The 25628-nt window shown below is 39.0% G+C and carries 18 protein-coding genes and 1 tRNA gene; 10 read left to right on the top strand and 9 right to left on the bottom strand.

All coding sequences use genetic code 11. The features are described from left to right. Nucleotides 1–458: 458 nt before the first annotated feature. Nucleotides 459–2015 (bottom strand): MGH1-like glycoside hydrolase domain-containing protein, encoded by a 1557-nt coding sequence (locus tag ACFE6N_RS06460; protein WP_378934908.1) that lies wholly within the window; start codon nt 2013–2015, stop codon nt 459–461. Continuing rightward, nucleotides 2012–4747 (bottom strand): hypothetical protein, encoded by a 2736-nt coding sequence (locus ACFE6N_RS06455; RefSeq protein ID WP_378934906.1) that lies wholly within the window; start codon nt 4745–4747, stop codon nt 2012–2014. The genes ACFE6N_RS06460 and ACFE6N_RS06455 overlap by 4 nt, the downstream gene beginning before the upstream one ends. Nucleotides 4748–5101: 354 nt before the next feature. On the opposite strand from ACFE6N_RS06455, the gene ACFE6N_RS06450 reads away from it, so the two are divergent. The 4 genes from ACFE6N_RS06450 to ACFE6N_RS06435 all read left to right on the top strand — a co-directional run bounded on the left by ACFE6N_RS06450 (nt 5102) and on the right by ACFE6N_RS06435 (nt 9099). Next, nucleotides 5102–5866 carry an SDR family NAD(P)-dependent oxidoreductase gene (locus ACFE6N_RS06450; RefSeq protein ID WP_378934904.1) on the top strand — a complete coding sequence of 255 codons (765 nt, stop codon included), beginning with the start codon at nt 5102–5104 and terminating at the stop codon, nt 5864–5866. Between the two features lie 35 nt (nt 5867–5901). Continuing rightward, nucleotides 5902–6756, top strand: a complete 855-nt coding sequence (locus tag ACFE6N_RS06445) for a fumarylacetoacetate hydrolase family protein (protein WP_378934902.1) — start codon at nt 5902–5904, stop codon at nt 6754–6756. A gap of 130 nt (nt 6757–6886) precedes the next feature. Then, nucleotides 6887–7708 carry an amidohydrolase family protein gene (locus ACFE6N_RS06440; RefSeq protein WP_378934900.1) on the top strand — a complete coding sequence of 274 codons (822 nt, stop codon included), beginning with the start codon at nt 6887–6889 and terminating at the stop codon, nt 7706–7708. Between the two features lie 221 nt (nt 7709–7929). After that, nucleotides 7930–9099 (top strand): alpha-hydroxy-acid oxidizing protein, encoded by a 1170-nt coding sequence (locus tag ACFE6N_RS06435; protein ID WP_378934898.1) that lies wholly within the window; start codon nt 7930–7932, stop codon nt 9097–9099. A gap of 158 nt (nt 9100–9257) precedes the next feature. On the opposite strand, the gene ACFE6N_RS06430 is transcribed toward ACFE6N_RS06435, so the two are convergent. Beyond that, nucleotides 9258–10409, bottom strand: a complete 1152-nt coding sequence (locus tag ACFE6N_RS06430) for an aldose epimerase family protein (protein ID WP_378934896.1) — start codon at nt 10407–10409, stop codon at nt 9258–9260. A 200-nt stretch (nt 10410–10609) separates the two neighbouring features. On the opposite strand from ACFE6N_RS06430, the gene ACFE6N_RS06425 reads away from it, so the two are divergent. The 5 genes from ACFE6N_RS06425 to ACFE6N_RS06405 all read left to right on the top strand — a co-directional run bounded on the left by ACFE6N_RS06425 (nt 10610) and on the right by ACFE6N_RS06405 (nt 15970). Then, complete coding sequence (locus ACFE6N_RS06425) at nt 10610–11281, top strand: HAD family hydrolase (RefSeq protein WP_378934894.1); 672 nt, start codon at nt 10610–10612, stop codon at nt 11279–11281. A gap of 2 nt (nt 11282–11283) precedes the next feature. Then, nucleotides 11284–11982: an NrtR DNA-binding winged helix domain-containing protein gene (locus ACFE6N_RS06420; protein ID WP_090979378.1), complete on the top strand. Its 699-nt coding sequence runs from the start codon at nt 11284–11286 to the stop codon at nt 11980–11982. 206 nt (nt 11983–12188) lie between these two features. Continuing rightward, nucleotides 12189–12261: transfer RNA gene (locus ACFE6N_RS06415), tRNA-Lys, on the top strand. A gap of 246 nt (nt 12262–12507) precedes the next feature. Continuing rightward, the gene (locus ACFE6N_RS06410) at nt 12508–13728 is read left to right on the top strand and encodes a site-specific integrase (protein WP_378934892.1); all 1221 of its coding nucleotides are present in this window, start codon (nt 12508–12510) and stop codon (nt 13726–13728) included. 178 nt (nt 13729–13906) lie between these two features. Further along, a complete protein-coding gene (locus ACFE6N_RS06405; RefSeq protein ID WP_378934890.1) occupies nt 13907–15970 on the top strand; it encodes an ATP-dependent endonuclease in 2064 nt (687 codons plus the stop codon). A 296-nt stretch (nt 15971–16266) separates the two neighbouring features. On the opposite strand, the gene ACFE6N_RS06400 is transcribed toward ACFE6N_RS06405, so the two are convergent. The 4 genes from ACFE6N_RS06400 to ACFE6N_RS06385 form a co-directional block, all read right to left on the bottom strand. Next, entirely contained in the window at nt 16267–16653 is a 387-nt protein-coding gene (locus ACFE6N_RS06400; RefSeq protein WP_378934888.1) for a hypothetical protein, read from the bottom strand. After that, nucleotides 16637–17128, bottom strand: a complete 492-nt coding sequence (locus tag ACFE6N_RS06395) for a hypothetical protein (protein ID WP_378934886.1) — start codon at nt 17126–17128, stop codon at nt 16637–16639. Before ACFE6N_RS06395 ends, ACFE6N_RS06400 begins: the two co-directional genes overlap by 17 nt. A 307-nt stretch (nt 17129–17435) precedes the next feature. Further along, nucleotides 17436–19103 (bottom strand): HEPN domain-containing protein, encoded by a 1668-nt coding sequence (locus tag ACFE6N_RS06390; protein ID WP_378934884.1) that lies wholly within the window; start codon nt 19101–19103, stop codon nt 17436–17438. A gap of 5 nt (nt 19104–19108) precedes the next feature. Continuing rightward, entirely contained in the window at nt 19109–19792 is a 684-nt protein-coding gene (locus ACFE6N_RS06385; protein WP_378934882.1) for a hypothetical protein, read from the bottom strand. A 125-nt stretch (nt 19793–19917) separates the two neighbouring features. Between ACFE6N_RS06385 and ACFE6N_RS06380 the strand changes: the two genes are divergently transcribed. Further along, nucleotides 19918–20304: a helix-turn-helix domain-containing protein gene (locus ACFE6N_RS06380; protein WP_378934880.1), complete on the top strand. Its 387-nt coding sequence runs from the start codon at nt 19918–19920 to the stop codon at nt 20302–20304. A gap of 268 nt (nt 20305–20572) precedes the next feature. On the opposite strand, the gene ACFE6N_RS06375 is transcribed toward ACFE6N_RS06380, so the two are convergent. After that, nucleotides 20573–22435 carry a site-specific DNA-methyltransferase gene (locus ACFE6N_RS06375; RefSeq protein WP_378934878.1) on the bottom strand — a complete coding sequence of 621 codons (1863 nt, stop codon included), beginning with the start codon at nt 22433–22435 and terminating at the stop codon, nt 20573–20575. A 4-nt stretch (nt 22436–22439) separates the two neighbouring features. Beyond that, entirely contained in the window at nt 22440–25361 is a 2922-nt protein-coding gene (locus tag ACFE6N_RS06370; protein ID WP_378934876.1) for a DEAD/DEAH box helicase family protein, read from the bottom strand. Nucleotides 25362–25628 lie beyond the last annotated feature (267 nt).

Genomic DNA, 25628 nt, shown 5'->3' with positions numbered 1-25628 from the left:
GCCATTCGCCTCCCCGCCTTCCAGTTCGCAATGACGGTTTTATTTACTATCGTCCTCGTTTGTAACGAGGATGATCGAGCTTAGCGATTGTATCGCCTCAGTTTACTCCTATCTCTTCGTAGCGTTCCAAACGCTACCGATTGGAATAGAAATGAGTCTTTGACCCGTATTGCTGATTGAGTTATAAACTCAATCCTATTCAATAATCCGTAGTGACGCTGCACTTAACACTACGGACAGATGTTTTATTTACTATCGTTCTCGTTTGTAACGAGGATGCACGAGATGAGCGATTGTATCGCTTTAGCTCATCTCTATCCATAGAATTCCGAAGGGTTCTACGGATTAATAAATAGAAAAGAGTCTCTGACTCGTTTTTGAAGATTAAGTTATAAACTCAATTTTATTCAATAATCCGTAGTGACGCTGCGCTTAATACTACGGATAGGATTACTTATTTAATTCATCATCACTTTTAAAGGTTTTAAATCTTTGCCTTTAAAAATCATCTTTCCATCTGCAAACACTAAAAATCCTTTACCTTTTTGATATTTATTTCCGGTTTTATCCCACAATACAGTTAAAATCTTGTTGTGATAGGAAACGTTATCAAGGATAAACCAATCCCATTGATTTTTGGGAATTAGCGGATAGATTTCCAAAATATTGTCTGCTCGTGGTTTGATGCCAACCAGATCGTTGATAATCAAATCGCAAAAAGTAGAGTGATTGTAAAAGCTACTTCTCGGATTATCACCTTTTAACCATTCGCCATTCCTCTCGTCCTGGTACTCACCGATGTAAGGTTTGCCATTTTTGGTGTGCGACGCAGCGAATTTATGTAACTCTTTATAGAACACGGCGGCGCTCATTTTACCATGCTGTTTATAGTTGGTAAGCAGGTTGGCCAATCCTTTGAGCGTTTGCGAGCTGGCAAATGGCCAGAGTGCGCCATCCCATTCGCAACTATGGCCCGTACCGCGCGTTCTGAACGTCGGGTTTCTCCTTTCTGCAGTGGTGAGGCCCCAGGGCGCATTAAAGCCTGCGGTATCTAACAACTGATCCCAGGCTTTTGCGTAGCTGGCTTTATCGTCTGGTAAATTAAAATCCCATGGAATAAAACCTATGGCTTCGCGAACCCCGGCATGTCCGCCCTTTGCCTTCCTGGTTTCGAAAAAAGCTGAAGCTGGGTTCCAAAGACTATCCTGGACCAGTTTTTTAATTGAATCGGCCTTAAGGTTATATTTAGCTACCAAGCTGTTGTCGCCAAACATTTTACCGAGCTTACTTAAAGCAATAGCATTGCCATACATATAGCTGTTAATGGTAGGCCTTTGGTTTTGATCTTTCCTCGATCCGCTGATCGATTCCTCCATTCCATCTTTCACGTCGTTTTGCCAGAGCAAGCCGTTTTTGAGCTTTCGCTCTGATTCCCATTTGGCATAGTCTTTATCCAATGCAGGTAAAATATCCTTTAAGAATTTCTGATCGGGTTTTACCAGATGGTTTTGGTATACAGCATCATCAACCCAGCTGCTGAACTGGTGAAAACGTTGCCTGGTCTGACCTACATCAGCAAGGTAGAGCCAAAATTTCACGTAATCCTGTAAATAGCTGTTGTCTTTCAGCCACCTGCCCTCGTAAAGATGGTGACCTAAGGCACAGCTAATGGAATTGTATTTACCTGCATGTTTTACAGGCTCAATAAACTCGGTAAAAATAAAACCTTCCGGAGTTTTGACCAGATGCTTGCGATACGTCCACCAGCGGTAATAATAATTTTGCTCCAGCACTTCGTCAGGGCATTCAAATAAAGGAATCTGCCCCGAAAGCCAGTTAAAGGCTTCGGCATTAGTTATGTAGTTTTTTACAGCCTCATTATCAATAGCATTAAAATACGTTACATACTTTTTTAGTTTATCTGTTCCGATAACCGTTTTTTGCTGCGCAAAGCCCATAAAAGCACATAGCGATAATATCGCTGTGGCTATAAAATTTCTTGTGTTTACCATCATTCAAATAACCAGTCTATATCTTTTCCATGTCCGTCCAATCCTGCGTTAAAAATCCGCAGTTCCTGTTTATCGTCAATAAAACCCAATACCAAACAAGCACCTTTGCCTAAATTTAAGGTATGTGTGCCGGCGGGAAAAGCGTAAGCGTGTATGTTAACCGGCGGGAAGCCTGTGGCAACCAGCGCATTTGATATTTTAATTTCCGACTGACCATAATTATTGGCACTTGCATCGGTTTCCAGTTGCGGTGCTGCCAGGTACTGTGGGTTTTTCTGGTTAAAAAAGCCAACCAGCAATTTTACGGACTGTGCGGTACTAAACTTAATTTCAGTTCCATTTTTAATTTGGCTGGCTTTGGAAAGTTGAATGCCCTTTAAACCCTGCAACTCGTCTGCAAGTTCTTTAATTTTGACCGTAGTATCGCTAAAAACCACGGCCTCTTTAGCAATTACATAAGTCGCTTTATGATTTAAAATTTGTACTGCCGCCGCTTTATAGTTGATGATTTTAGCTGTTTCTCCTTGCTTAACCGATTTTAAAGAATCAATACTGTGTTTAAAATGATTGAGTTCCCTGGTAAAAACCGGCAACATTTCACGCCAGTGGATGAATGTTTTATCCACGCCGCGCATCGGAATTTTGCGTTGCTTGGTCTGCATACTGTTTGCATATAAATAAGTCCTTTCGGTGTATTTAACCAGATTGGCATAGTATGCTACACTTTTTTCAAGAAAAGGCAATGCCTGATCCAGATCGGCCACGTTGTTTGAGTATTTATAGCGTAATATCCAGAGTGCGGCTTTAACCTTTTCAGCGTAAAAGTTGGCCATGGCATCATAACAATACATGTCGTTTTTAAGCCGGTTAAATTCTGCGGTATCTTTAGTTACGGTTGGGGCTGCGTTTTGTATAGCAGCTAAAGCTTTCTGACCGTGTACTACAACTTCTCTGGCAATCTGCACAGGTGTTTCGCCGATATGGCCCAGCTTTTTAAATTCTTTCTCGGCGTAATCAATAATCATCTCTCCTTCCGGCGCTTCCGATTCGTACATTAAAGTAAATACGCCGTAACGATATGGATTAATAAGCTGCGTCATTAACATACCCAGCGTTAAGGTCTGTCGGTTGCCATCAGTTATGCCATACCGGCGCAGGAGTTTGGGCGAAATCTCTCCCGATTCTTCATAAGCATTTAGAATGGCCTTTCCACCCATTAGGCTGGTTCCGTATTTATCGGCCAGTGCTTTACCCCAATAGTTTATTTCCTGCGTGCGGTCTCTTTGTGAATTCCAGGAATAGCGGCCCCATTCCTTGTACCAGATCCAGTCACGGTCTACCTCTAATAAACGACCTTTAACATCGTCTGCAGCATATGGCCAGTCCCAGTAGCTGGCTTGCGGGTACAGGTGCAGCCCTTTGGCGCCATAAATTTTGTTCATGGCCTGTACCGATTTTTGGATAAAATCTGCCGAACCATATCTAAAAGGTTCCAGATTAGCCAGGATGTGTACATTGGAGATATTTACCGTGCCAATGGCTGCGAGTTTACGGTTCAGTTCTGCCCAGGCCCCGCGTGGTGTGTAAGTGGTTAACGCTTCACCATTAAATTTATTCTCGGTATACAGGTTTTTATAAAGTGGTAAAGCAGCTTTCATTACACTGGGTGCATCGGTATCGTGTGCCCGCAAAACAATAGGCGGTTCTTCTTTTATACCGGCAGCTTTTAAACCGTCTTTCACACCGGGGATAATCGTTTTGGTAAACCAATCGATATCATCCTGCCCAACTCCTTCCATGGCTTCGCCCAATGCCACCATTAAACCTACGTTCGGATATTTTTCGACAAATGCAGTGATCGATTTTTTGGTGTAATCCGCAATCAAAGGGATAATTGGTCGATTGCGATCCTGTGTTTTTAATCCGTGTTTATCGGCAAAAGGTTTAGGGATAATAATGTTGTAAAACATCTGAATTACCCAAATGCCACGTTTATCAGCCTCGTGCGTTAAGAACCTGAAAATTTCTTCGTTTTTTTTGAGCGTGGCATTATCTACTTCTACAGCATAAGGATAGGCTTTTAATCGTAATAAAGACGAAAACGGGTGGCCGTTCCACAAATAAAGGGAGTTGTAGCGGTTCTCCACCATCATGTCGAGGTACTTAATCCATAAAGCCTTATCGTAAAGCCAGGGAAAAGTTTCAGGCGTGTATGGATATTCATAAACATCGTGTCCGGGTAAATAATCCGGCTTTTGCAAACCGATGCACGTGCCACGTAACACCATTTCAGGCTGATCGGTAAGCGATAAAGCAGTCGGCAATTTTCGGGTATCATGAATTCGGTCGGCCAGTTCAATGCAGCCGTATAAAGTGCCTGAAGCATCATGACCAGCGATATAAATGGTTCCGTTTTTATCTGTAAAAATGGTGTAAGCTTCTTTTTTAGCGGTGGCTATCGTATTTTTTACGGCTGCCGGTAATTTACCAGCTATAATCGCATCGGAGAATATGCCGATTACAATACCTGGTTTGCTTCCCCCTGCTTTAGCCTGTTGCATTATTCTGGTCTGGTAACCAATTTTATTCAATGCCTTTAAAATCCGTTCTGCACCAAACTTTATCCTTGTATGCGCAGCTGCAGGGATTAAAATGTTTTTATCAGTGCGGTTTCCTGCACTTGAAAAAGAGATCGATAAAAAATAACAGGAAATAAAAATCAGAAATTTTCTCATTTAATCTGGCTCAAATCACAAACCCTTTAAACTTGGGTAATGGATAATATTTGGTTATAATATTATTTAAATATAAAAATAATATTCAAATATAAGTAAATTGACTTTTGCGTTTTGTAAAATTTATGCAAGGTAAAGCCTGTTTAAAGCTTTTCGGCTGGTATGACAATATCTGTTAATATTTAGACAAGAAGATAAAATTTTTAATCAACAATATTTATTTTATTTGTAGTCGTATTCTAATCAATTATAATATTCCGCCGCTTTTCAATCGGTAGCAAGCACAAATTATAATGTGAAGGGTGCAAAATCAACATAAGTATATTACATCAACAATCAATTTAAACAATACACATGTTTTCACTCAAAAACAAAAAAGCAGTAGTTACAGGTGGCGGAAGTGGAATCGGCAGGGCTATTGCAACTATTCTCGCCAAAAAAGATGCCGAAGTACATATCATTGAACTGGGTGTTGCACAGGCACAAGATACGCTTGATGAAATTAAAGCAGCAGGAAAGCAGGCTTTTAGCTATGCCTGCGATGTTTCAGACCACAATGCCGTTAAAGCTGTTTTTGAGCAAATAGGAAACATCAATATTTTAGTTAATAATGCTGGTATTGCGCATATTGGTAAAGCCGATACGACTGATGAAAGTGATTTTGACCGGGTAATGCGTGTGAATGTTAAAGGTGTTTACAACTGCCTTCACGCTGCCATTCCACAAATCCGTTTGGCTGGCGGAGGTGTAATCATTAATATGGCCTCTATTGCAGCCTTAGTTGGCTTACCGGATCGGTTCGCGTACAGTACAGCAAAAGGCGCAGTGAAAGCCATGACCATGAGTGTAGCTAAAGATTATATCGGTGAGAACATCAGGTGTAATTCCATTTCTCCGGCAAGGGTGCATACCCCATTTGTAGATGGATTTTTACAGAAAAACTATCCGGACAATATTCCTGAAATGTTCGATAAATTATCTAAAACGCAGCCGATTGGCCGTATGGCCAGCCCTGAAGAAATCGGTGCGCTGGCATTATATTTATGTAGTGACGAAGCCGCATTTATTACCGGTTGCGATTACCCGATTGACGGTGGATTTACGACTTTAAACAATTAATATTCTTCTTAAATACAAAATATAACCTTTTTAACATGAAATTAATACGATTTGGAGAAGCAGGGGCAGAAAAACCAGGAGTGATCATCGGCGATAATTATTATGATGTATCTGCATTGGTCGGTGATTATAACGAAGCATTTTTTGGCGGCGACGGCTTAGCAGAACTAAAATCAGCTATTGCATCTGCTGATTTGCCACGGGTAGATAAAGGCGTACGTCTTGGTCCGCCTTTGGCCCGCCCGTCAAAAATTATCTGTGTGGGTTTAAATTACAAAGACCACGCCGCCGAAACCAATGCCCCTATTCCAACTGAGCCGATTTTATTCTTTAAAGCAACTTCTGCTATCGTAGGACCGAATGATGATCTGGTCATCCCCAAAAACAGTAAAAAAACCGATTGGGAGGTAGAATTAGCCATTGTTATTGGTAAAAAAGCCAGTTATGTAAGTGAAGAAAATGCTTTGGATCATATTGCGGGTTACGTTTTGCATAACGATTACAGCGAGCGCGAATTCCAGCTGGAGCGTAACGGACAATGGGTTAAAGGAAAAAGTGCCGATACTTTTGCGCCAATCGGACCATTTATTGCCACACAGGACGAAATTGCCGATGTACACAATCTGCGTCTTTGGTTAACTGTTAACGGAAAAACTTTACAGGATGGCAATACCTCGAACCTGATTTTCAATGTGCCTTTTATGGTTTCCTACATCAGCCAGTTTATGACCCTTTTGCCAGGTGACATCATTACTACTGGCACACCTGCCGGCGTAGGTTTGGGACAAAAACCGGAGCCATGGTATTTAAAACCTGGTGATGTGGTTGAATTGGGTATTGATGGTTTAGGCTCCAGTAAACAAATTGTTAAATCCTATAGCGACATTTAAGATAAAAAGATATTGCCCTGGCGCTGATTTTTTGATGGTGCAAACCTCATTTTATAATAAAAGCAATACCGGGAAACCACAACAGAAGCAAAATGGATCTTAACCGATCAGATATTTAAACTTTAATAAAATGATTGATACCCACGTACATTTTTGGAATTTCGATCCAGTTAGGGATAACTGGATTAATGACGACATGCAAATCATTCGCAAAGATTTTGCTCCCGAAAATCTCTTGGATATTTATAATGATTTAAATATTAAGGGATGTATTGCTGTTCAAGCAAGCCAATCGGAAGAAGAAAATCATTTTCTACTTGAACTGGCCGCACGACATGAAATTATAAAAGGTATTGTGGGTTGGGTTGACCTGCTTGATCCTGATCTTGACGAACGCTTAAGCCACTGGCAAAACCATCAGCTCATTAAAGGCTGGCGACATGTATTACAGGCCGAAAACCGTGATTTTATCCTGAATCCTGCTTTTATTGCTGGTGTTAAGCGGCTAAAAAAATACAATTATACCTACGACTTATTGTGTTATCACAACCAATTGGATGCGATTATACAAATGGTTGATCAAATTCCCGACCAACCATTTGTATTGGATCATTGTGGTAAACCGGATGTAAAAAAACAGACTTTAAAAGAGTGGACTAAAAATATTAAAACTTTGGCCAACAATCCAAATGTGCGATGTAAGGTATCAGGCCTCCTGGCTGAAGCGGATTGGCTAAACTGGAAGGAAAGAGAATTATTTAACTGTTTTGATGTCATATTTGAAGCATTTGGTCCTGAACGTGTAATGTATGGCAGCGATTGGCCGGTCGTGCTGATCAGCAGGCCATATCAGGATTGGTTCAATCTGGTAAATCACTACACAGAAAAATTTACTGCAGCAGAGAGAAAAATGATTTTTTCTGATAATGCAAAGGAATTTTATGGTATTTAAAGTTTACGCGCCAACGCTTGTTTCCAACGAGCGTTGAATATTTTATCGTTTATAACGATATAATCGTTTTGCTATTTATGCACTCGTTTGGAAACGAGCGCAAACAAATTCCAACCCAAAACGATCAATACAAAATAGCAGATAGTGCAGGATGGAAAACATCATACAAAACATTAGTTTTCATTTTTTAAAACACCATCTGACCAACACAATATTTAATTATGAGTAAAAAGATTACATTCCCCTATAATCCTCAATTCCCTTCTGTAGCCGATTTAAGAAAAAGAGCCAAATCAAGAATCCCAAAATTTGCTTTTGATTACCTGGAAGGTGGTTGTAATGAGGGACTTAATTTATCAAGAAACGAGAGCGACTTCGATAATATTTACCTTAAACCAAATTATTTGCGTGTTGGTGGGGAAATTGATATGTCGGTTGAGCTTTTTGGGCATAAATACAGTGCACCTTTTGGCATCTCTCCCATCGGTTTACAAGGTTTGATGTGGCCTAATGCACCCGAAATTTTAGCGAGGGCGGCAGCCAGACACAATATTCCCTACACACTGAGTACGGTATCTACCAGCAGCATCGAACGCATTGCTGAAGTTTCAGAAGGAAAAGCCTGGTTTCAGCTTTACCATCCCACCGAAAATAAATTACGGGATGACATTCTATCACGGTTAAAAGCAGTTGAATGTCCGGTTTTGGTTGTGCTGGTAGATGTTCCTGCTTTCGGATTAAGATATAAGGAAATTAAAAGCGGCCTTTCCATACCACCCAAAATGTCTGTCAGTAATATTTTACAGGCCTTTGCCAGACCATTATGGGGTATTAAAACGTTGCAACATGGCATTCCCTCTTTTGCTACCTTAAAACCTTATATGGAAAAAGGTATGGACATGTCTCAGCTGGGACAGTTTATGAACCGAACCTTTACCGGAAAAGTTGACATTGAAAAGGTGTCGGCAATCCGCGAAATCTGGAAAGGTCCATTGGTATTAAAGGGCATAGCTACAGACGAAGATATGCAGGCTGCTATCCAGATTGGCGTTGATGGGGTCATCGTTTCGAATCACGGCGGCCGACAGATTGATGCGGGTGAATCATCGATCAACTCTTTAATTAAACTTGCAGCAAATGATGCCTACAAGTCAAAACTGAAAGTCATGATGGATGGAGGAATCCGTTCGGGTGTTGATTTGGCCAGGGCACATGCCGTAGGTTCTGAATTTAATTTTATGGGCCGTCCGTTTATGTATGGCGTTGGGGCATTGGGTAACGACGGTGGAGACCATACCATCAATATGTTTAAAACCCATTTGTACCAGATTATGCAGCAACTTACTATAGAAAAAATTTCCCAATTCCAGGAAAGGTTATTGGAAGTATAAAACGTCATTTCCGGTTTGACTGGCAATCTCCTACTGTATTATTCTGCTGGCTGGTGTGGCATCAACCAGATAGAATAAAAGACAAAAAAAGACCTCTCAGATTTTTAAAACCTGAGAGGTCTGAATAAAACTTACCGTTAACCAATTAAACAGTAGCCTTATTTCGAGAACTTATAAGTTGTACTTGTTTTATATGTTTCACCCGGTTTAAGAACTGTCGAAGCAAAGTTCGGGTGGTTTGGCGCATCAGGAAAATGTTGTGTTTCCAGGCAGAAAGCCGAACGGTGTGGGTATGATTTACCGCCTTTACCATCTTTATCCGCTCCAGTTAAGAAATTACCACTGTAGAACTGTAAGCCCGGTTCTGTGGTTATCACTGATAGCACAATACCTGTTTTAGCACTTTTTACCACCGCAACCGGTGTTTTACCATCATGGTGGGTTAAAGCAAAGTTATGGTCATAACCTTTACCAAATTTTAACTGCTCATCATTATCGCCAATCTGCTTGCCAACTAATTTTGCTTTGTTAAAATCGAAAGCAGTACCCGCCACCGGCTGTAATTTTCCAGTCGGGATTAATGTTGAGTCAACCGGCGTATAAGTGTTGGCGTCAATCATCAGTTCGTGATCCAAAATGGTACTATCTCCTTCGCCGTTTAAGTTAAAATAAGCGTGATTGGTTAGATTTACAATAGTTATTTTATCTGTAGTGGCTTCATAATCAATTTGCAGTGAATTGTCGTCAGTTAAAGTATAAATTACCTTAACATCCAGTTTACCCGGATAGCCGGCTTCACCATCTTTAGAAACATAGCTCAGCTCCAGTTTTGTGCTATCCAGTTGTTTCGCATCCCACACTTTGCCAAAGAAACCATCAGTACCACCGTGCAAGGTATTTACGCCATCGTTAAGCTGTAATTGATATTCTTTGCCCTCTAAAGTAAATTTACCCTTAGCAATGCGGTTTCCGTAACGTCCAATCAGCGCACCAAAAAATGGCTCTCCTTTTTTACGATAGGCATCAATACTATCATAGCCCAGTACTACATCGGTTAGTTTGTTGTTTTTATCTGGTACCAGCAACGAAACTACTCTTCCGCCATAATTGCTAATAGACACCGAAGCGCCCTGCTTATTTTTTAACGTATAAAGCTTAACCGCTTTACCATCAATAGTGGTGTTGTATTTTAACGAATCTTGCGGTGTGCTGCTTGCTGTACCTTTATCAGTTGTGGGGTTACATGCGCTAAAAGCAAGGGCTAAACATAAGGTAGCCAATGGTAATGCTTTAAGAAATGGTTTTTTCATCAGTTTACTTTTTTTTAAGTTGATGAAGCGATCGTGATTTTTACATAGCAAAACTCCTGATGCTTGCATACAGATTTATTTTTGGTTAGGGCTAAAGTAGTAAAAAATAATTAACGTCAGGTTAACGATTATCATATTATTTCTGTTAATATTGATGATCATTCCTTACATCAAAAAAAATCATATAATTTAGCAAGCATATGCGCGATTTGAATTTCAAACCAAAAGCTTTTCTGTTTGATTTAAACGGAACCATGATTAACGATATGGAGTACCATACCATGGCCTGGTACAGTATAATGACCGAAGATTTAGGTTCAGAGCTTGATTATGCAAGCGTAAAAAAAGAAATGTACGGCAAAAACCACGAAGTACTGGAACGCGTTTTTGGCAAGGATAAATTTAGCCAGCAAGAAATAGAACGGCTTTCGGTAGAAAAGGAAAAGCGCTATCAGGCCGGTTATCTACCGAATTTAGCTTTACTTCCCGGCTTAAACAATTTTCTGGATCGGGCGAAGGCTGCAAAAATACCGATGGCCATTGGCTCGGCAGCTATTCCCTTCAATATTGATTTTGTGGTAGATGGTTTAAACATTCGCCATTACCTGGATGCGATTGTAAGTGCAGATGATGTGCAAATGAGTAAACCTGATCCGGAAACCTTTTTAAAGGCTGCAGCCGCACTCGGCATTTCAGCCGCTGATTGCCTGGTGTTTGAAGATGCACCAAAAGGTGTAGAGTCAGCGCAGAACGCAGGTATGCAATGCCTGGTTTTAACAACTACACACGCAGTTGAAGAATTTGATGGTTATCCAAATATTTTGGGCTATATTACCGATTACAACGATGCTAAATTAAATCTGCTTTTTTAAAAATGGGAAAATACTTAAATCAGAAACCTGTATTGGTTGCTGTTGACTGCATTATTTTTGGTTACGACGGCGAACATCTTAAACTTTTGGTTATCAAAAGAGCTATTGAGCCAATAAAAGATCAATGGAGTTTAATGGGCGGTTTTATTGGCGAGGATGAAAACCTTGATGGTGCTGCGAAACGGATCCTTTTAGAACTTACCGGACTGCACGATGTATATTTAGAGCAATTGCACGCTTACGGTAGCCCTGACCGTGATCCGATTGAACGTACGGTATCAGTAGTGTATTTTGCATTGATTGATATTAATAAATACAGCAAGCAGATTAATGATCAGTATCATGCAGAATGGTTTAAGGTTAAAGAAGTACCTGAACTGATTTTTGACCATAACGTGATGGTTAAAGCAGCGATGGATAAAATCCGATACCAGGCTGCCCTCCACCCTGTTTTGTTTGAGTTATTACCCAAACGTTTTACCATACCACAATTGCAGGCTTTATATGAGCAGGTTTACGATGCCCCAATTGATAACCGCAACTTTATCCGTAAAATAACGGCCAGTGGTTTGCTTATTAAACAAAATGAGAAGGATAAATCGAGTTCCAGACGTGGTGCTTTCTACTTTAAGCTCGATAAAAACAAACACAAAGCCCAGTTTCAATCATTTTTGAACTTTATACCCAAAACATCCAAATAACAAGTATCAGATTTTAACAGCTACCGCCCCATCATCATTATTTTTAAAAAAAAATATTAAAAAAAATCAGGTCTTAGCCATTTTAAAATCAAGGAATTACAAATGGCCAAAGTAAATTAAACGCTAAATATCGAAAAACATTTTATAAAAACATTTGCAAAGAAAGGATTAATCTCTATATTTGCACCTCCTTAAACAAAAGGAACGATTCCGTAGCTCAGCTGGTAGAGCATTACACTTTTAATGTAGTGGTCCTGGGTTCGAATCCCAGCGGGATCACAGAAATGACTAACAAAACGTATAAAACCCTGCAATCGCACGATTAGCAGGGTTTTTACTTTTAGGAAGTTACCAAAACTTGCACGAATTCCCAAAAAAAAGGTGCGTAATTCGGTGAGTCATCCTGAAAGTCTGTATGACTCACCGAATAAGCTGTATCCATTTAGTGTACAGGGTATTACAAACTGAACATCTTGTGTCCTTTAGTTGCCAATGCTAAATTTGTTAACCTTTAATCGTTAGATTATGAAAACTAATTTTAGCCTGCTTTTCTTTATGAAAAGACAAAAGAACTATTCAGAGGGCGAAGCCCATATCTACATGCGCATCACGGTAGATGGGAAACGTGTGGAACTTGCCACTGGCAGATCTTGTGAACCCGACCGCTGGCATTGCAAATCGGGAAGGGCAACTGGTACCAAGGAAAAATATCGGTTATTCAACACCAGCCTAGACCAATTGCAAAATAAGGTGTATGACGCCCATGCCAAACTAGTGCAGTCAGGTATGGAAATCACTGCACAATCTATTCGGGATGTATTGGTTGGTAAGGTTGCAAAATCTTCTATGCTATTGGATGCGGTTTCTGAACACAACGAAAAAATGGAAGCGCTAGTCGGCAAAGATTACGTGAGGGGAACGCTGAACAGATATAAAGTACTCTACAATCACTTGCAGACTTTTATCAAGATGCAGTATGAGGCTGATGATGTGGAGGTGGGAAAAGTGGATATTTCATTCTTCAACAACTTTGATTACTACCTAAGGTCACGATCATGTGCCAACAACTATACCGTAAAAATGATCAAGAACCTTGGCAAGATTATCAATATCTGCTGTGAGAACGGAACCGCAGAAAGCAACCCGATAACTTTCTATAAGGGGCGCACGAAAACCGTCGATAGGAACTTTCTTTCACAGGAGGAAATCCAGATCATACTACAAAAGCGGTTTGTTTCTGCGAGGTTGGATGTTATTAGGGACGTTTTCCTTTTTTGCTGCTTTACTGGTCTTGCCTATGCCGATGTGCAGAAGCTAAAGGTCACTGATATACAAAAGGGTATCGATGGCGAGCTTTGGATCATCAAGAACCGTCAGAAGACTAATGTAAGGGCTTCCATCCCTTTACTTCAAAACGCAGTTGAGTTGATCAACAAATACGAAAGCCATCCCATCTGCGGCAATCTCGGAACTGTGTTTCCCGTTCCGAGCAATCAAAAGATGAACGAATACCTAAAGGAGATAGCCGAACTGTGCGGTATCGAAAAGAAACTGACCTCGCATATCGCCCGCCACACATTCGCAACAACGGTAACACTCTTAAATGGCGTACCTATCGAAAGTGTATCCAAGATGCTCGGGCATACGAATATCAGGACTACACAGCACTACGCCAAGATATTGGACATTAAGTTAAGCGAGGATATGGCAAATCTCAAGGTCAGGTTAGCTGAACAATTTGTATAGGTATTAAGGATACTTGTGATTAAGATTAGGTTTTTCTTATTTCAATTTTAAGAGTCAATTTAGACAGCGGCAGTAAACTTTGGATTGTTGCCGCTATCTTGTTAATTCGTAGTAAACCAACTCTAAATAACGTAAGGGATTCGTAAATAATCTATCTTAAAAATTATAATTTAGATGAATGTACATCTCGAAGCTCTTTCTTAAAAATTTCAGAAGTTTTAAAGAATCAACAATTGAATTTTCAAAAGGAAAAAACGTCATTGTTGGTAAAAACAATTGTGGTAAGTCCAATATAGTGAAAGCATTGGATATGCTAATTGGTGAGAAATTCCCGACCTATTTGAATATTACGGAAAATGATTTTTATTGTCATGAAGAACCAAATCCCGATACCGATGAGATACAGGATGTTGTCGAGGACAATTTCTATATCGAAGTAACTATAGAAGAGAGAGATATAAACAAAGACCTAATAGCTACTATAATAAAGAATATTGCTTTTTCAAAAGTCGACAACATATCGTCAATTTATTCTTACGACGGTTATCAAATCAAAGTGAACTATAATTTATTACAGAATTTAGATGTTATAGCTGAGAATCCCGCAATTGTCGCCAATGAACGCAATCACAAAACTACATGGATGAAGGGTGATGCATTGATTTCCTTTATTGAGCAGAGCACAGTCATAAAGATTTTTTTCACTAAATCGTTAAGGTCAGAAGATGCATCGGGATATGGTCTAATACTTAAAAACAATAATGAGTATTGGTTGTCTCATTTTGTTCCAAAAAAGCTACGTGATGCCTTAATAACGTCAACGGTTATAAATTCCCTTAGAAGCCCCAAAGAAGATTTGAGGGTTGTTAACTATACATGGTTTGGAAAACTAATATCAAAAATTTGGAATGATAATAAAAATACTGAACTAGTTACTAATAAGGGTAGTTATATTGAATTGATTTTAGGTCATTCAGAAGAAATTAAGATGCAGGTTGACAAACTTTTCTTTGATAACACAGAAGAAATTAGAAAAGTCATAAGCCAAGCAATTGCTCATCAAAAAGTTTCGTTTAAATTATACAATGATAACCCATCAGATATCTACAAAAATGTTCAAATTTTTATAAATGATGGAATTGATAGAGCTATTACAGAAAAAGGCACAGGTATTCAAAGTGCAGTTATAATTGCATTATTTTCACTTTATTGCAATAAGTTCCACGCCACCAGTTCTCTTTTAATCACAGAAGAACCTGAAGTTTTTTTACACCCACAAGCAAGGCGAATAATTTCAGCAGAGTTAAATAACTACTTAAATGACAAAACTCAAAGGCAGCTAATAATTAGTACTCATTCGATAGAGTTTTTGAAAGGTGTTGACCCATCGAATATTATACGGGTTTTTAAATCCCCCGAAAATAATTACTCACAAGTTTCTCAAATAAAGAGAAGTGAGGATTTAGGCATATCACAGGAAATCAAAAGATTTCTTTGGAGCAATAACACAGAGATATTTTTCTCTGACATGGTAATACTAGTTGAAGGAGGAGAAAACTATTTGCTACCATCGGCGATTGATAAATTAAAGAAAACTAAACAATATCTAGATTATAAAAATATATCTGTTGCTCGAGTAAATGGAAAGGGTAATTTTTTAAGCTATATAAAGATGTTGAACGCCTTTAAAATCAAATGGATTTTAATTGGTGATCTGGACTGCTACAAAGATGTTCTTCAAAAAATACTCACATTTCTAAATCTGCCAGAACTAACTTCAGAACTGGAAAAGATAAAGGGATTGATTAATGTCGATAAAATTGATCCCATAGCTTTAAAAGAAAGATTAAAGGGCGTACAATCAAATCTTGATGCTCAACAGTTACTGAACATCTTCGAGAAATTCCAGAACGGTACTATCGAGAAAACAGATGATGAGCTCGCATCTTTGATTACGTATATGCAAGAAAGATATATTAAAAGTGATTTAAAACAAGAACTATTAACCAAAGTGGGAGAAAACCGCTTTAACAAATTTCAAAAAGAGCTCAATACACATAATATTTTTATCTGGTCGAACGGAGATTTGGAAAAATACTATACTAAAGCTGCAAAAGCGAAGAAGGGGAGTAAGGACATTATCGCATTAGAATTATCGTATGCAATAGCAGATGATGCTTGTCAATTGACTGATTATATACAACCTTTAGATGAATGGCAAGAGATTAGCGATAAAATTTAATTTCTACTCGCTATTCTAAGTGGACCCCACATCCCTGTACAATAAACGGGACTATTATATAATAGTCCCGTCAAACAATCAAAAAATGAAAGCCTGCACCACTCAGGCCATGAAAAATTTCTTACGATAATCTAATATACGATTAAATCATTAAAAATCAGCAAAATACCATTGGTATTCCCACTGCAATTACAACCTCCAAGCGAATTTCCCACCGTAGATGCTAAAAGCGGGAACTGGTGCGGGCAAGTGCGTGGGCGTTCCGCAGGCCGAAAATGAGCGTGGGGAAATATGACCTATACATCATCGGCCAGACCATCCAAAAGATACTTGGAGCGGTATGCCAGTATCGCCTTGTGCCATTCGACCATGAGGTTCCTCGCTTCTCTTTCCGTCAGCTCAACCTCTTCTTCGTTGGCAGATGGCTTCTGAGAAACGATATTGTGCAGTTTTTCCATATAGGGTTCGTGTAGGGCAAGTTTCTCCTCGCTAAAATCAATTGTGTCCAAGTGCTCCAACATGATCAGTGTCGACCAAATTTCCTTTCCGTTCTGGCCACTGTAATAACGTGGAAGTGATATTTCATCCAGTATCTTTTGGATGAACTCCTGCGGTCTGATCTCGAATATTTCACATATCATGATAAAGTCTTCGGGCAGTTCAAGCTTAATTGGTGTTTCCATAATGATCTCCTTTCTCTTTTAGTATATTGTAGTAATGCGATAAAAAGAACTCCCGATAGCATTCCGTTCTTTTCTTCAGATCTCGCACGATAAAGTGCCTTGCGTTGAGCTTCTGTAATTCGGTTATGTACAAATCGATTGCCTCGGTCAGGGGTATGATCTTCGATTGCTCATCCCTGTTCCTGCTGATATAATCAAAGACGAAAAGTTGGGGCATACTCTCAAGCTGTCTCTTTAATGCGACCTGCGCCCTAAATTCTGCAAGGGAGATACACGACATAAAATACTGTAGATAGCTGATCGCATCTACCGCATATAGTTCGCAGATGATCCTAAAGTCCTTTCCGAAGACCAGACAAGCCCCATCTTCCAAAAACAGCCGCTCGGGACTGCGCTGATACTCCTTCCTATAACCATAGAGCTTTTCCACAAGCGATATACTACGCTGATGCCTCTGCTGCTCACTTACCGACATTACTTGTTCCAAGTGCTACCAACTGCCGCAATACCTTTAGGGGGGGCAGGCTGAATGCCGTTTTGATAGCTCCCGTTTCGGCCGACATGCTGTACTGTTTTCGTTTTGTAGCTGTTCAAGGTTCAGGTCGGTTATGACACTGGTAGCCTCGCTGTAGCCATCAAGCGGGCCACCCCCTAAAAAACAGTATACCGAAACATGGTCGATAAAGCGCTGTAGTACCCCACTTATTTCTAGGTTCAGCAGCGTGCAGGCAACCCTGAATTCTAATGGTATTTCAATAGGGACTTCGTTTCTTTTTCTCATATTATTCGGGATTTTCAGCGGTAACTAAACTATTCTTTGAAAGCAGAATTACATCTCCAACAAACGCTTCAGTTTTCCTGTACAGTCCCCATGCGTCACTCCAGTCATCAATCTCGTCTATGCCATATCTTGCATTGGACTGCCCATCGGACAGCCTGCGGTACATACTTCTATCATTGTTCAATACCGTCGGAAAATACAACCTTGCTTGCGGCCAGAACATTCCGCAGATATCTAGTAGATGACCTACACGGCACAAATTCGGCTTATACTCAAGATATTTGAGGATAAGCCCGAGGCAGGCCTGTTCCACCGCTTGGGACATCAGGGAAATTGAAAGCACCATGTGTCCCTCATCTATCATTTCGCCCGAACATCTTAAAAACTCCTCAGCCCTTGTATTCCTGTTCAGCGTACTGCGATCCAGTTTTTCTGCGCTGTACCTCCGTGCATCTGTTGCGATCATTTTCGAAGGGATTTCGCTGCCCAGCAATAATTTTCCAGATTTGGCTATCGCATGGAAAAAACTACTTCCCCTTTGTACAGCCTTAGAGAATTCATTCTGGCCATGTATCAACAACAATACCGATACGCCCTCGCCACATCTATGGGTAATATGTTGTTGGAGGTTCAGCGCATAGGGATTGGCAACTTCGCTGATGACCAATAGGTCGTAGTGCACGCCAATACGTGAAATGATGGCACTGTTGCCGAATATACCATCCTGCGTTTCGCTATCTGTACGCATCCCAAGCTGATAGACAGCCTGTGGCTCAAGATAATGTGTGATGATTTCCAATATGCCAACAAGCACCTCGTCACTACTGGTCTGCCCCATATGTTCTACCACCTGCAAAGGGATTTTTGCACTGATTGGCTCTTGCTCAAATATATCATCCCCACTTTCAAGAAATAGCCTTATTGTTGCCTCCACGTATTTACGGAAATCCAATGCCAATTGATGCACCGATTGGATATCGATGCCCTCAGCCGAAAATCCGCTTTCATACCTTACCGCCGAATAGGCCTTGTCCATCATGTTAAGCATCAATCTTCCAGCTTCTACATCAAATTCCTTGGGTATGATTTCGAACTCAGGAAGGAGCTTCTTCAAATACTTGCGGTGTTGTTCTAACTGATGTGAACGTTTTTCATTGCCACACAACCCGATTTCAAGCGCCCTACAGGTCAGTTCGCATACCTGATGGAGCATAAATAACGCAACAGTGTCGTCATTCTTTTCGATATAGAACTTTGCACCCTCGCTAAAGGAGGCTACACGTAACATTGCGCTATCGTATGCCGCAGCTGATCGAAGTCGAACCTGCCTCAAATCCTCCACTGAAAACTGTGGCATCGGTGTAGCTTCATCAGCCTCATAAAGAAGATTGGAGTGACAGCAGATGCTTAGATGGTAGATACTATCCTCTGTCTGTAGCCTTCTGATCTCGCTTGCCTGATAAATGCGAAAGCTCGTCTTTTCCTCGTTGATGGCCATCAGTACGAATGGATCAAGCTCGGTAAGCTTGGCACCATCGGGCGAGCAGGCAAGGATAAGCAGATGTAGCCCAAAATTATCTCCACTACCATATTCAAATCCATAAATACGTTCTACAGCTATCGCTTGGGCAATACGACCAGCAATAGCAATCTTGTTTTCCTTTTCCATAATTCCTATTTGTCTATCTTTTCGTATGTGATTTTTCTTCCCTCATTAGCTTTATTGCGCAACAGCTTGGGGTAGCTGCGCCTTGAGGTCATTTCCTCGAGTACCTTCATGACATTGCGGGGCTCGATCTCCTGATCCGTCAACAGACAACAATGTTGATAGATCTCAAGCGGTGTCTTCGGGCTAAACCAATTATCGTTTAGCTCGACATCGAGGATTTCCCGTGTCTCCTTTAATCGATGTTCGTCGCTATTTGGGAATTGGAAGTAGCTTGGGTTAAGCTCGAAAAGCTTGAAGACCAATCTTTCAGTTCCAGCGTCATCTACAATGTACAGGGTGTGTTCTATGATTTTAGTTCGCTTAGTACGAACCATGTGGCACAGAAAATCATCTGCCTTGCGGCCTGAGCCGAAAAGGATAAAGCCGCTAACTGATTTTTTGCCAAGGGCAGCAAGTATGTCCATGAGCATGCCCATGGACATTCTCTTTCGGGCAAGCTTTTCGAAGTTGCCGATCGCATCGTTCCCCATTCCCATGAGAAACGATGTCTCCTCTGGGAGATATCCCTTTGATATCCTGAGCAGCATCATACTATACAGAATATTTACGTCCGTTCGGGACATTTTGGCCTTATAGTGGTAGGTACGGAGCACTTTTCCGCCGAGCATGTTGTCATCTTGATTTTCCATTGTCTTTAGGTTTAGGTTATAATCCTAAAGTTCCGCAGGCCATTTGCCGTATCCTACCAATTATATTGGTATCTTACCACAGAACCGTAGTTCCGTACTATTTCAGAATTTATTATATTTGCTTTATGGAAACGCCTACAAAATCTAACAAAGTGCATCTCGGCAGAAAGATCAGCCGCATCAGGGAAATACGTGGTATAAAGCAGGATCATCTTGCCATTGAACTTGGCGTAAGCCAACAGACCATCTCAAAGATTGAGCAGAGTGAAGATGTGGAAGACGCAATGTTAGATAAAATTGCAGGTGTGCTTGGTGTTAGTGTAGAGGCAATTAAAAATTTCAGTGAAGAAGTGCTTATCTTCCATATTCAAAATATGCACGATAATGCTTCGGCATATCAGTATAACTATCAATGTCACTATAATCCGCTTGATAAAGTTGTTGAGTTATATGAGCGTCTGCTAGCAAGTGAACGTGAAAAGCTAGAATTACTAAAAAAAGGAAATCAATAAATTAAGAGAGAGACAGCATTATTAAATGCTGTCTCTTTTGTTTCCGGATATCTTGCCGAGTCAAATAACGTTTCTAAGTACCCGAATGCCGAGCTGCACCTAGAAGAGCGAATTGAAAAATAATGTTTGATTAACATTAAAACCGACTTAGTATGCCAGACAAATCAATGATAGATAAATAAGCTTACAACCCAACTCGCTAAGTGCAGTAGCAAAATAGGAGACCATCGGAGTAAGGTTTGCTTGGTGGAACGTCAGTAATTACTGGTTAAAAAACTATTTTTACTTCTTCTTTATAATTCTGTAAAGTTCCGTTTAAACTCGCTGTCCAACCATCAATAAATACTTTGCCGTTTTTAATTGCATTTGAATAGTCATCGCTTGTGATTTTATTACTGTTCGTTATGTAGTAATGGTTTCCTATTTTGTAAATACAATCTTTCATTATTTCTTCGGGAATTTGTGTAGGCTCATCTAAACCAACGGTGAAAATCATATTATAGATACGACTTAAAGCATCATTCTCATTTTCAGTTATTGAAATTTGTCCTTTGTCGTCAACTTTAAGTTTTGGAGCATCTATACTGTCAAATATTTTAAATCCAATATCAGGAACTTGTTTTTTATCGTACTCAAAAAGTCCTGTCTTGGTGTTCTCTATTTCTATAACGTTTTTAATCTTTTCTCCTGCTCTTTTAATGCGTTCAATCGTTATGCTTGAAATTACAGGTGGCAAATTATTTTCGAGACAAAATTTGTATGCAGACTTGTCTTTCTTGACAGCCTCGTCTACTTGGCACAAAATAAATTTTCGTGTTCCCCCATCATTTGCATTAAGCTTCATGACAGCCTCACCAGTAGTTCCTGATCCAGCAAAAAAATCTAGAAATATTTCATTGTCTTTTTTTTCCTCATTTATTGTAAATGATAACAGGTATTCCAATAGAGCTGTAGGTTTAGGAAAACTGAAAACTCCCTCACCAATCAGATTTTCCACTTCTTCTGTACCTTCTTGATTGAATGGTCCGTTCAAAACTGTAATTGGTTTACCTTTTCTTAAATTACCATTTTCATCTTTTAAATAGACTTTATTCCTGACACTATATTCTCCATTTTTCTTCTTTTTAAAGACAACTTCATTCCTTTCGATTGCTTTCAATAATCTTGTTTCCTCCCAAACCCACTGCTTCCTTGGAACAATTTTATCTCCCTCGTATACTATTGAGTATTTCAGGTTGTCTCTATCATCCATACTCTTAGTCATTAATGGTTGAGTAATATATCCTCCTCTATTTACATAGTTTTCGTCTCTTTTTTTATCGAATACTTTTATTTGCTCATCAGTTAGTTTTGCTTCTATATTAGTGATCTTACCTTTGGAATAACACAAGATGTATTCATGAACTTCAATAAACCCTTTGGTTTTTGCTCCAGCACCATATTTGTTTTTCCATACAAAAGACCCAACTAAATGTTCCTCTCCGAATACGTCATCACATAGTAATTTTAGGTTAGCATATTCATTATCATCAATGCTGATAAAGATTACGCCCTCCTTGTTTAACAAATCTTTTGCTAATAAAAGACGTGGATAAATAAATGACAACCATCCATTATGACTTTTTTTTGTTTTATAGCTGAAGTCCATTCTAGCAAAATCGCTTTCACTTAAGTTTCCTAATCCTAAAACTTCCGCTTCTTCTTTGTCGAATTTATCAGGATAAACAAATTCATCGCCCGTGGTATTGTATGGGGGGTCTATGTATATGCATTTAATTTTTCCAGTATAATAGTTTTTTAGAATTTTCAGACTGTCAAGATTGTCCCCTTTTAATACTAAATTGCCAGTTGTGTCAAAATTCTTACTAAGTATCGCGTTGACACGCAATTCCTTTTCTGTTTTCTGAGCATATTTAGCCCTGGCAAAGTTTCTTCCTACAAAGTTTAAACCGTAACCGTTTACTTTTTCATCAATGGGCAAGCCCAAAACAGCTTTCAGTTCTTCAATATTTATCTCGGTATCTCTAACTATATTAGGGTAGTTTTCTTTTAGAAAACTCAACAATTTGTTTTCGCTGGCCTCTGTACCAACTACTGTAAATCCTGCTTTTGTAAAATCTTGTTCTGCCATTGTCTTAAGCGTTGTTGATCAATGCCGCCAATTGCGTTTTATTGATGCGTTCTTTAAATGAAATTTTAATATTGTGATCCTTGTAGTGTTCGCCTAATGCCTCAAAATACTTTTTTGCAAAGTCAATTTTTCCTTTTTCATCTACGGGTATTGCTGATGATAACTTGTAACCTTTAGCTTCCACTATAAGAAATATTTTGTTGCCTTCGATGTTTTTGATAGCATAGCAAAAGTCGGGATTGTAATCTCCTAATGGCGTTTTGATTTTTAGACGGGGTAGCTTGCCGAAAATTTCAATACTGTCAATGTCGGGATCTTGCTCCACAATTTCTAATTCAAAATCGCTATCATATTCAATCACTTCTTCAAATACCCACTTGTTTTTTAAATTGAAATTGCCTGCAATGTCTTTTTGAAATTTACCAACGCTTCCTGTATCTAAATACGGTTTTCCTTTTTCGGTTTTGAAGACGTTGGGCAAACCCGTGCCGTTAATTCCGTCATACTTAATGTTCGTTTTAAGCATTGCAATTAAATTCTTGTTGATTATTTCGGAAATTTCTCTTTGTGCCTGGTCAGGATTATTGCAGAGCATTTTCGTTTTGAAATCATCACTCAAAGCATTGAAAACTTTAACCACAAACGAAATAGGCGTTTTGGTGTTGTTTGACAAAGTGCGAACCAATTCCAAATAATCAACTTTGCTTCTGTATGAAACGGTGTCAGTCAGTTTTTCTGTGATTGCTCCTTGTTCGCCAATCTTATTCACGTTTAGTTCAGCACGAATGGTTTGCAATAAAATTTCCTCAATGTTTACGGCTTCAATTTGTGATTTTATGTTTTGTATCAGTTGGCTTTCCTGTTCTGTGGTCAAAGATTCTAATACATAGAAAGCATTTTTATTGATAGCGTTCCAAAGATTTTGAAACTCTTGCAAATGCGTTGCCTTTATGAAGACTTTCTTTTTCTCTTTTTTCTTCTCGGCTTTCTGAACATATGTGTTTGTATCGGTTGCGAACAAGCTTTCAATTGCTTTATGTTGTTCTTCGGGCAAGTTTTGTTCTATTAGAATAGCGGAAAAGTCGGGCGATTTTTCGTAAATCTTTTGACCGTCAACAATTGCCTTGCGAACAATCATTTTCTTGTCTTTCAAAATATCATCTACTAAAGTAACTACGGTATCATCATCAAAGCCCGATTTTTCTTTGAGTGTCTTAATGAGTTCCTGTTCTGTAAATATTTCAGAAATAAGGAATGAGTTACTTAAAATTTCATGTTGAATTGCTTCAACAAAACCGTGTTCCTTGCTTGAAACAACTACATCAAGGTTATTGATTTTCCAAAATGCTTCTTGGTCGTCATTCAGATTTTTCAGTGTGTTACGTTGTAAGTTTTGATTAACGCAAATGCGTAAGCCTCTACCAATCTGTTGCAATTTCGATATTTCGCTTCCTTGATTGGAAAGTTTACAGATTGTAAAAACATTCGGATTGTCCCAACCTTCTTGTAACGCCCAAATGGAGAAAATGAAACGAGTGGGACTTTCAAACGAAAGCAATTTCTTTTTGTCTTTTAGAATTTCGTCAACTCCTGCTTTTACTTTTTCGTCTGCGTTTCCTTTGTCGCCTGAAAAATATCCTTTATGAACTTGCAATGCATTGTCGCTGTCAAAATCATTCTGCAAGAATTTATAATATTCGCTTGATTGGTCAAGTTTGCTTACAATTTCTGTATATTTCTTTTTGTATTCCTCTTCAAAAAAGTTCTTGATTTTTGGATTGCTTCCACGAAATAAACTGGTGTCGCTTTCCATAAAAAACAAGGTCAAAGCTTTTATACCTTGCTCAAACAACTCTTTTTCTTTTTCAAAATGAATTTTGATTGTTTCTTTAATCATTGCCCGAAATGATTCGTCCGACAAAGAATAATCAACCTTTTCAATCGTATCGTCTGCTAAAACAATAGTGTCTTTGTTAATTTTCTTAATGCTTTTACCGTTAAAAACTGCACCAACTCCTAATTCTCGTCTGGCAGTAATTCCATTGGTTAAGGTGCTTACAAAGGCTTTATTAACCGTACCAACTTTTTCAATGCCAATGAGTGTGTCTGTATTTTCAATTACGTCTTGCGTGTAAACCACAATTTTCTTTACCAAACTTTGTCGGAACGAAGAAATGCTGTCTAATACATACGCTACATTGGATAAAGGCAAGCTGTCCTTCTTTTTTGGGAATGTTGCTCCAAAACGTAGGTAGAAATTGTCAAAACCTTCGAAATAAGTTTTAAAGGCATTCCCTTCAAAACGGTGAGGTTCGTCCATTATCACGATTGGATTTAAGCGTTTCAAACATTCCAAATAGGATTTTGGCGGTTCTTGGTTATTTACAAATAATTCAGGTGAATTTATTTCACGCTCCAAAGGTCTGTTTAGAATATTGTCCTTGCTGTTAAATGAGCTTGGTGTCATTACTAAAACAGATAAATGGGATGAGCCTATATATTGTTTAACTGCGGATAAATTTCCACCTTCGTAAACAAAAGTCTCAATCTCCTTTTCTTTCTCGTTAGCGTAAAGGCTTTTAAAGTAATCTTTAGTATCTTCTAAATTTGTTTTTGTTCCCTCTCGAATTGGAACTGTCGGAATAAGAATGATAAATTTTTTGTAACCGAAATGCTTACTTAGTTCAAAAATGGTTTTAATAAACGTGAAGGTTTTACCCGTTCCCGTTTCCATCATTATATCAATGTTTTTTGTATTATGAACTGGAAAATTGTAATTGTACTTTTTGTGGTGGGCTGTCAGCACCTCACCAAAATTTAATTTTTGGCGAAGACTTTCAAAAAGACTGGTAATGTTTATAACGCAGTTCTCCTGAAAGCTTTGTATTTCATATTGAAACTGTTTTGTTTCTGTTTTTGTCGTCATTTATTTCCTCAAATTTCCAATCGTCAAAGTTAAATTTTTTAACCTTGTTTCTATTAAAAGTTGTCTCCAAATTATCAACTGGTCCGTATTTGGATGTTGGTGAGACTTCTTCATTGTTTGTCAAAATTAAATGTGGTGGTATCTTTCTGTCGTCTTATTGTCGTGTTGTCCATCGGCTATATTTTTTATAAATTTTATATGTGAGCTAATCTATAACGCCAACCTTTCGAATATATAATATATTGGCGACACTTTACAAAGTAGAGC

The organism is Pedobacter sp. BG31 (assembly GCF_042464845.1).
In the GTDB taxonomy this organism is placed as follows: Bacteria; Bacteroidota; Bacteroidia; order Sphingobacteriales; family Sphingobacteriaceae; genus Pedobacter; species Pedobacter suwonensis.
The sequence above is the reverse complement of the archived record's forward strand: the minus strand, read 5'-3'. Positions and strand labels throughout refer to the sequence as shown.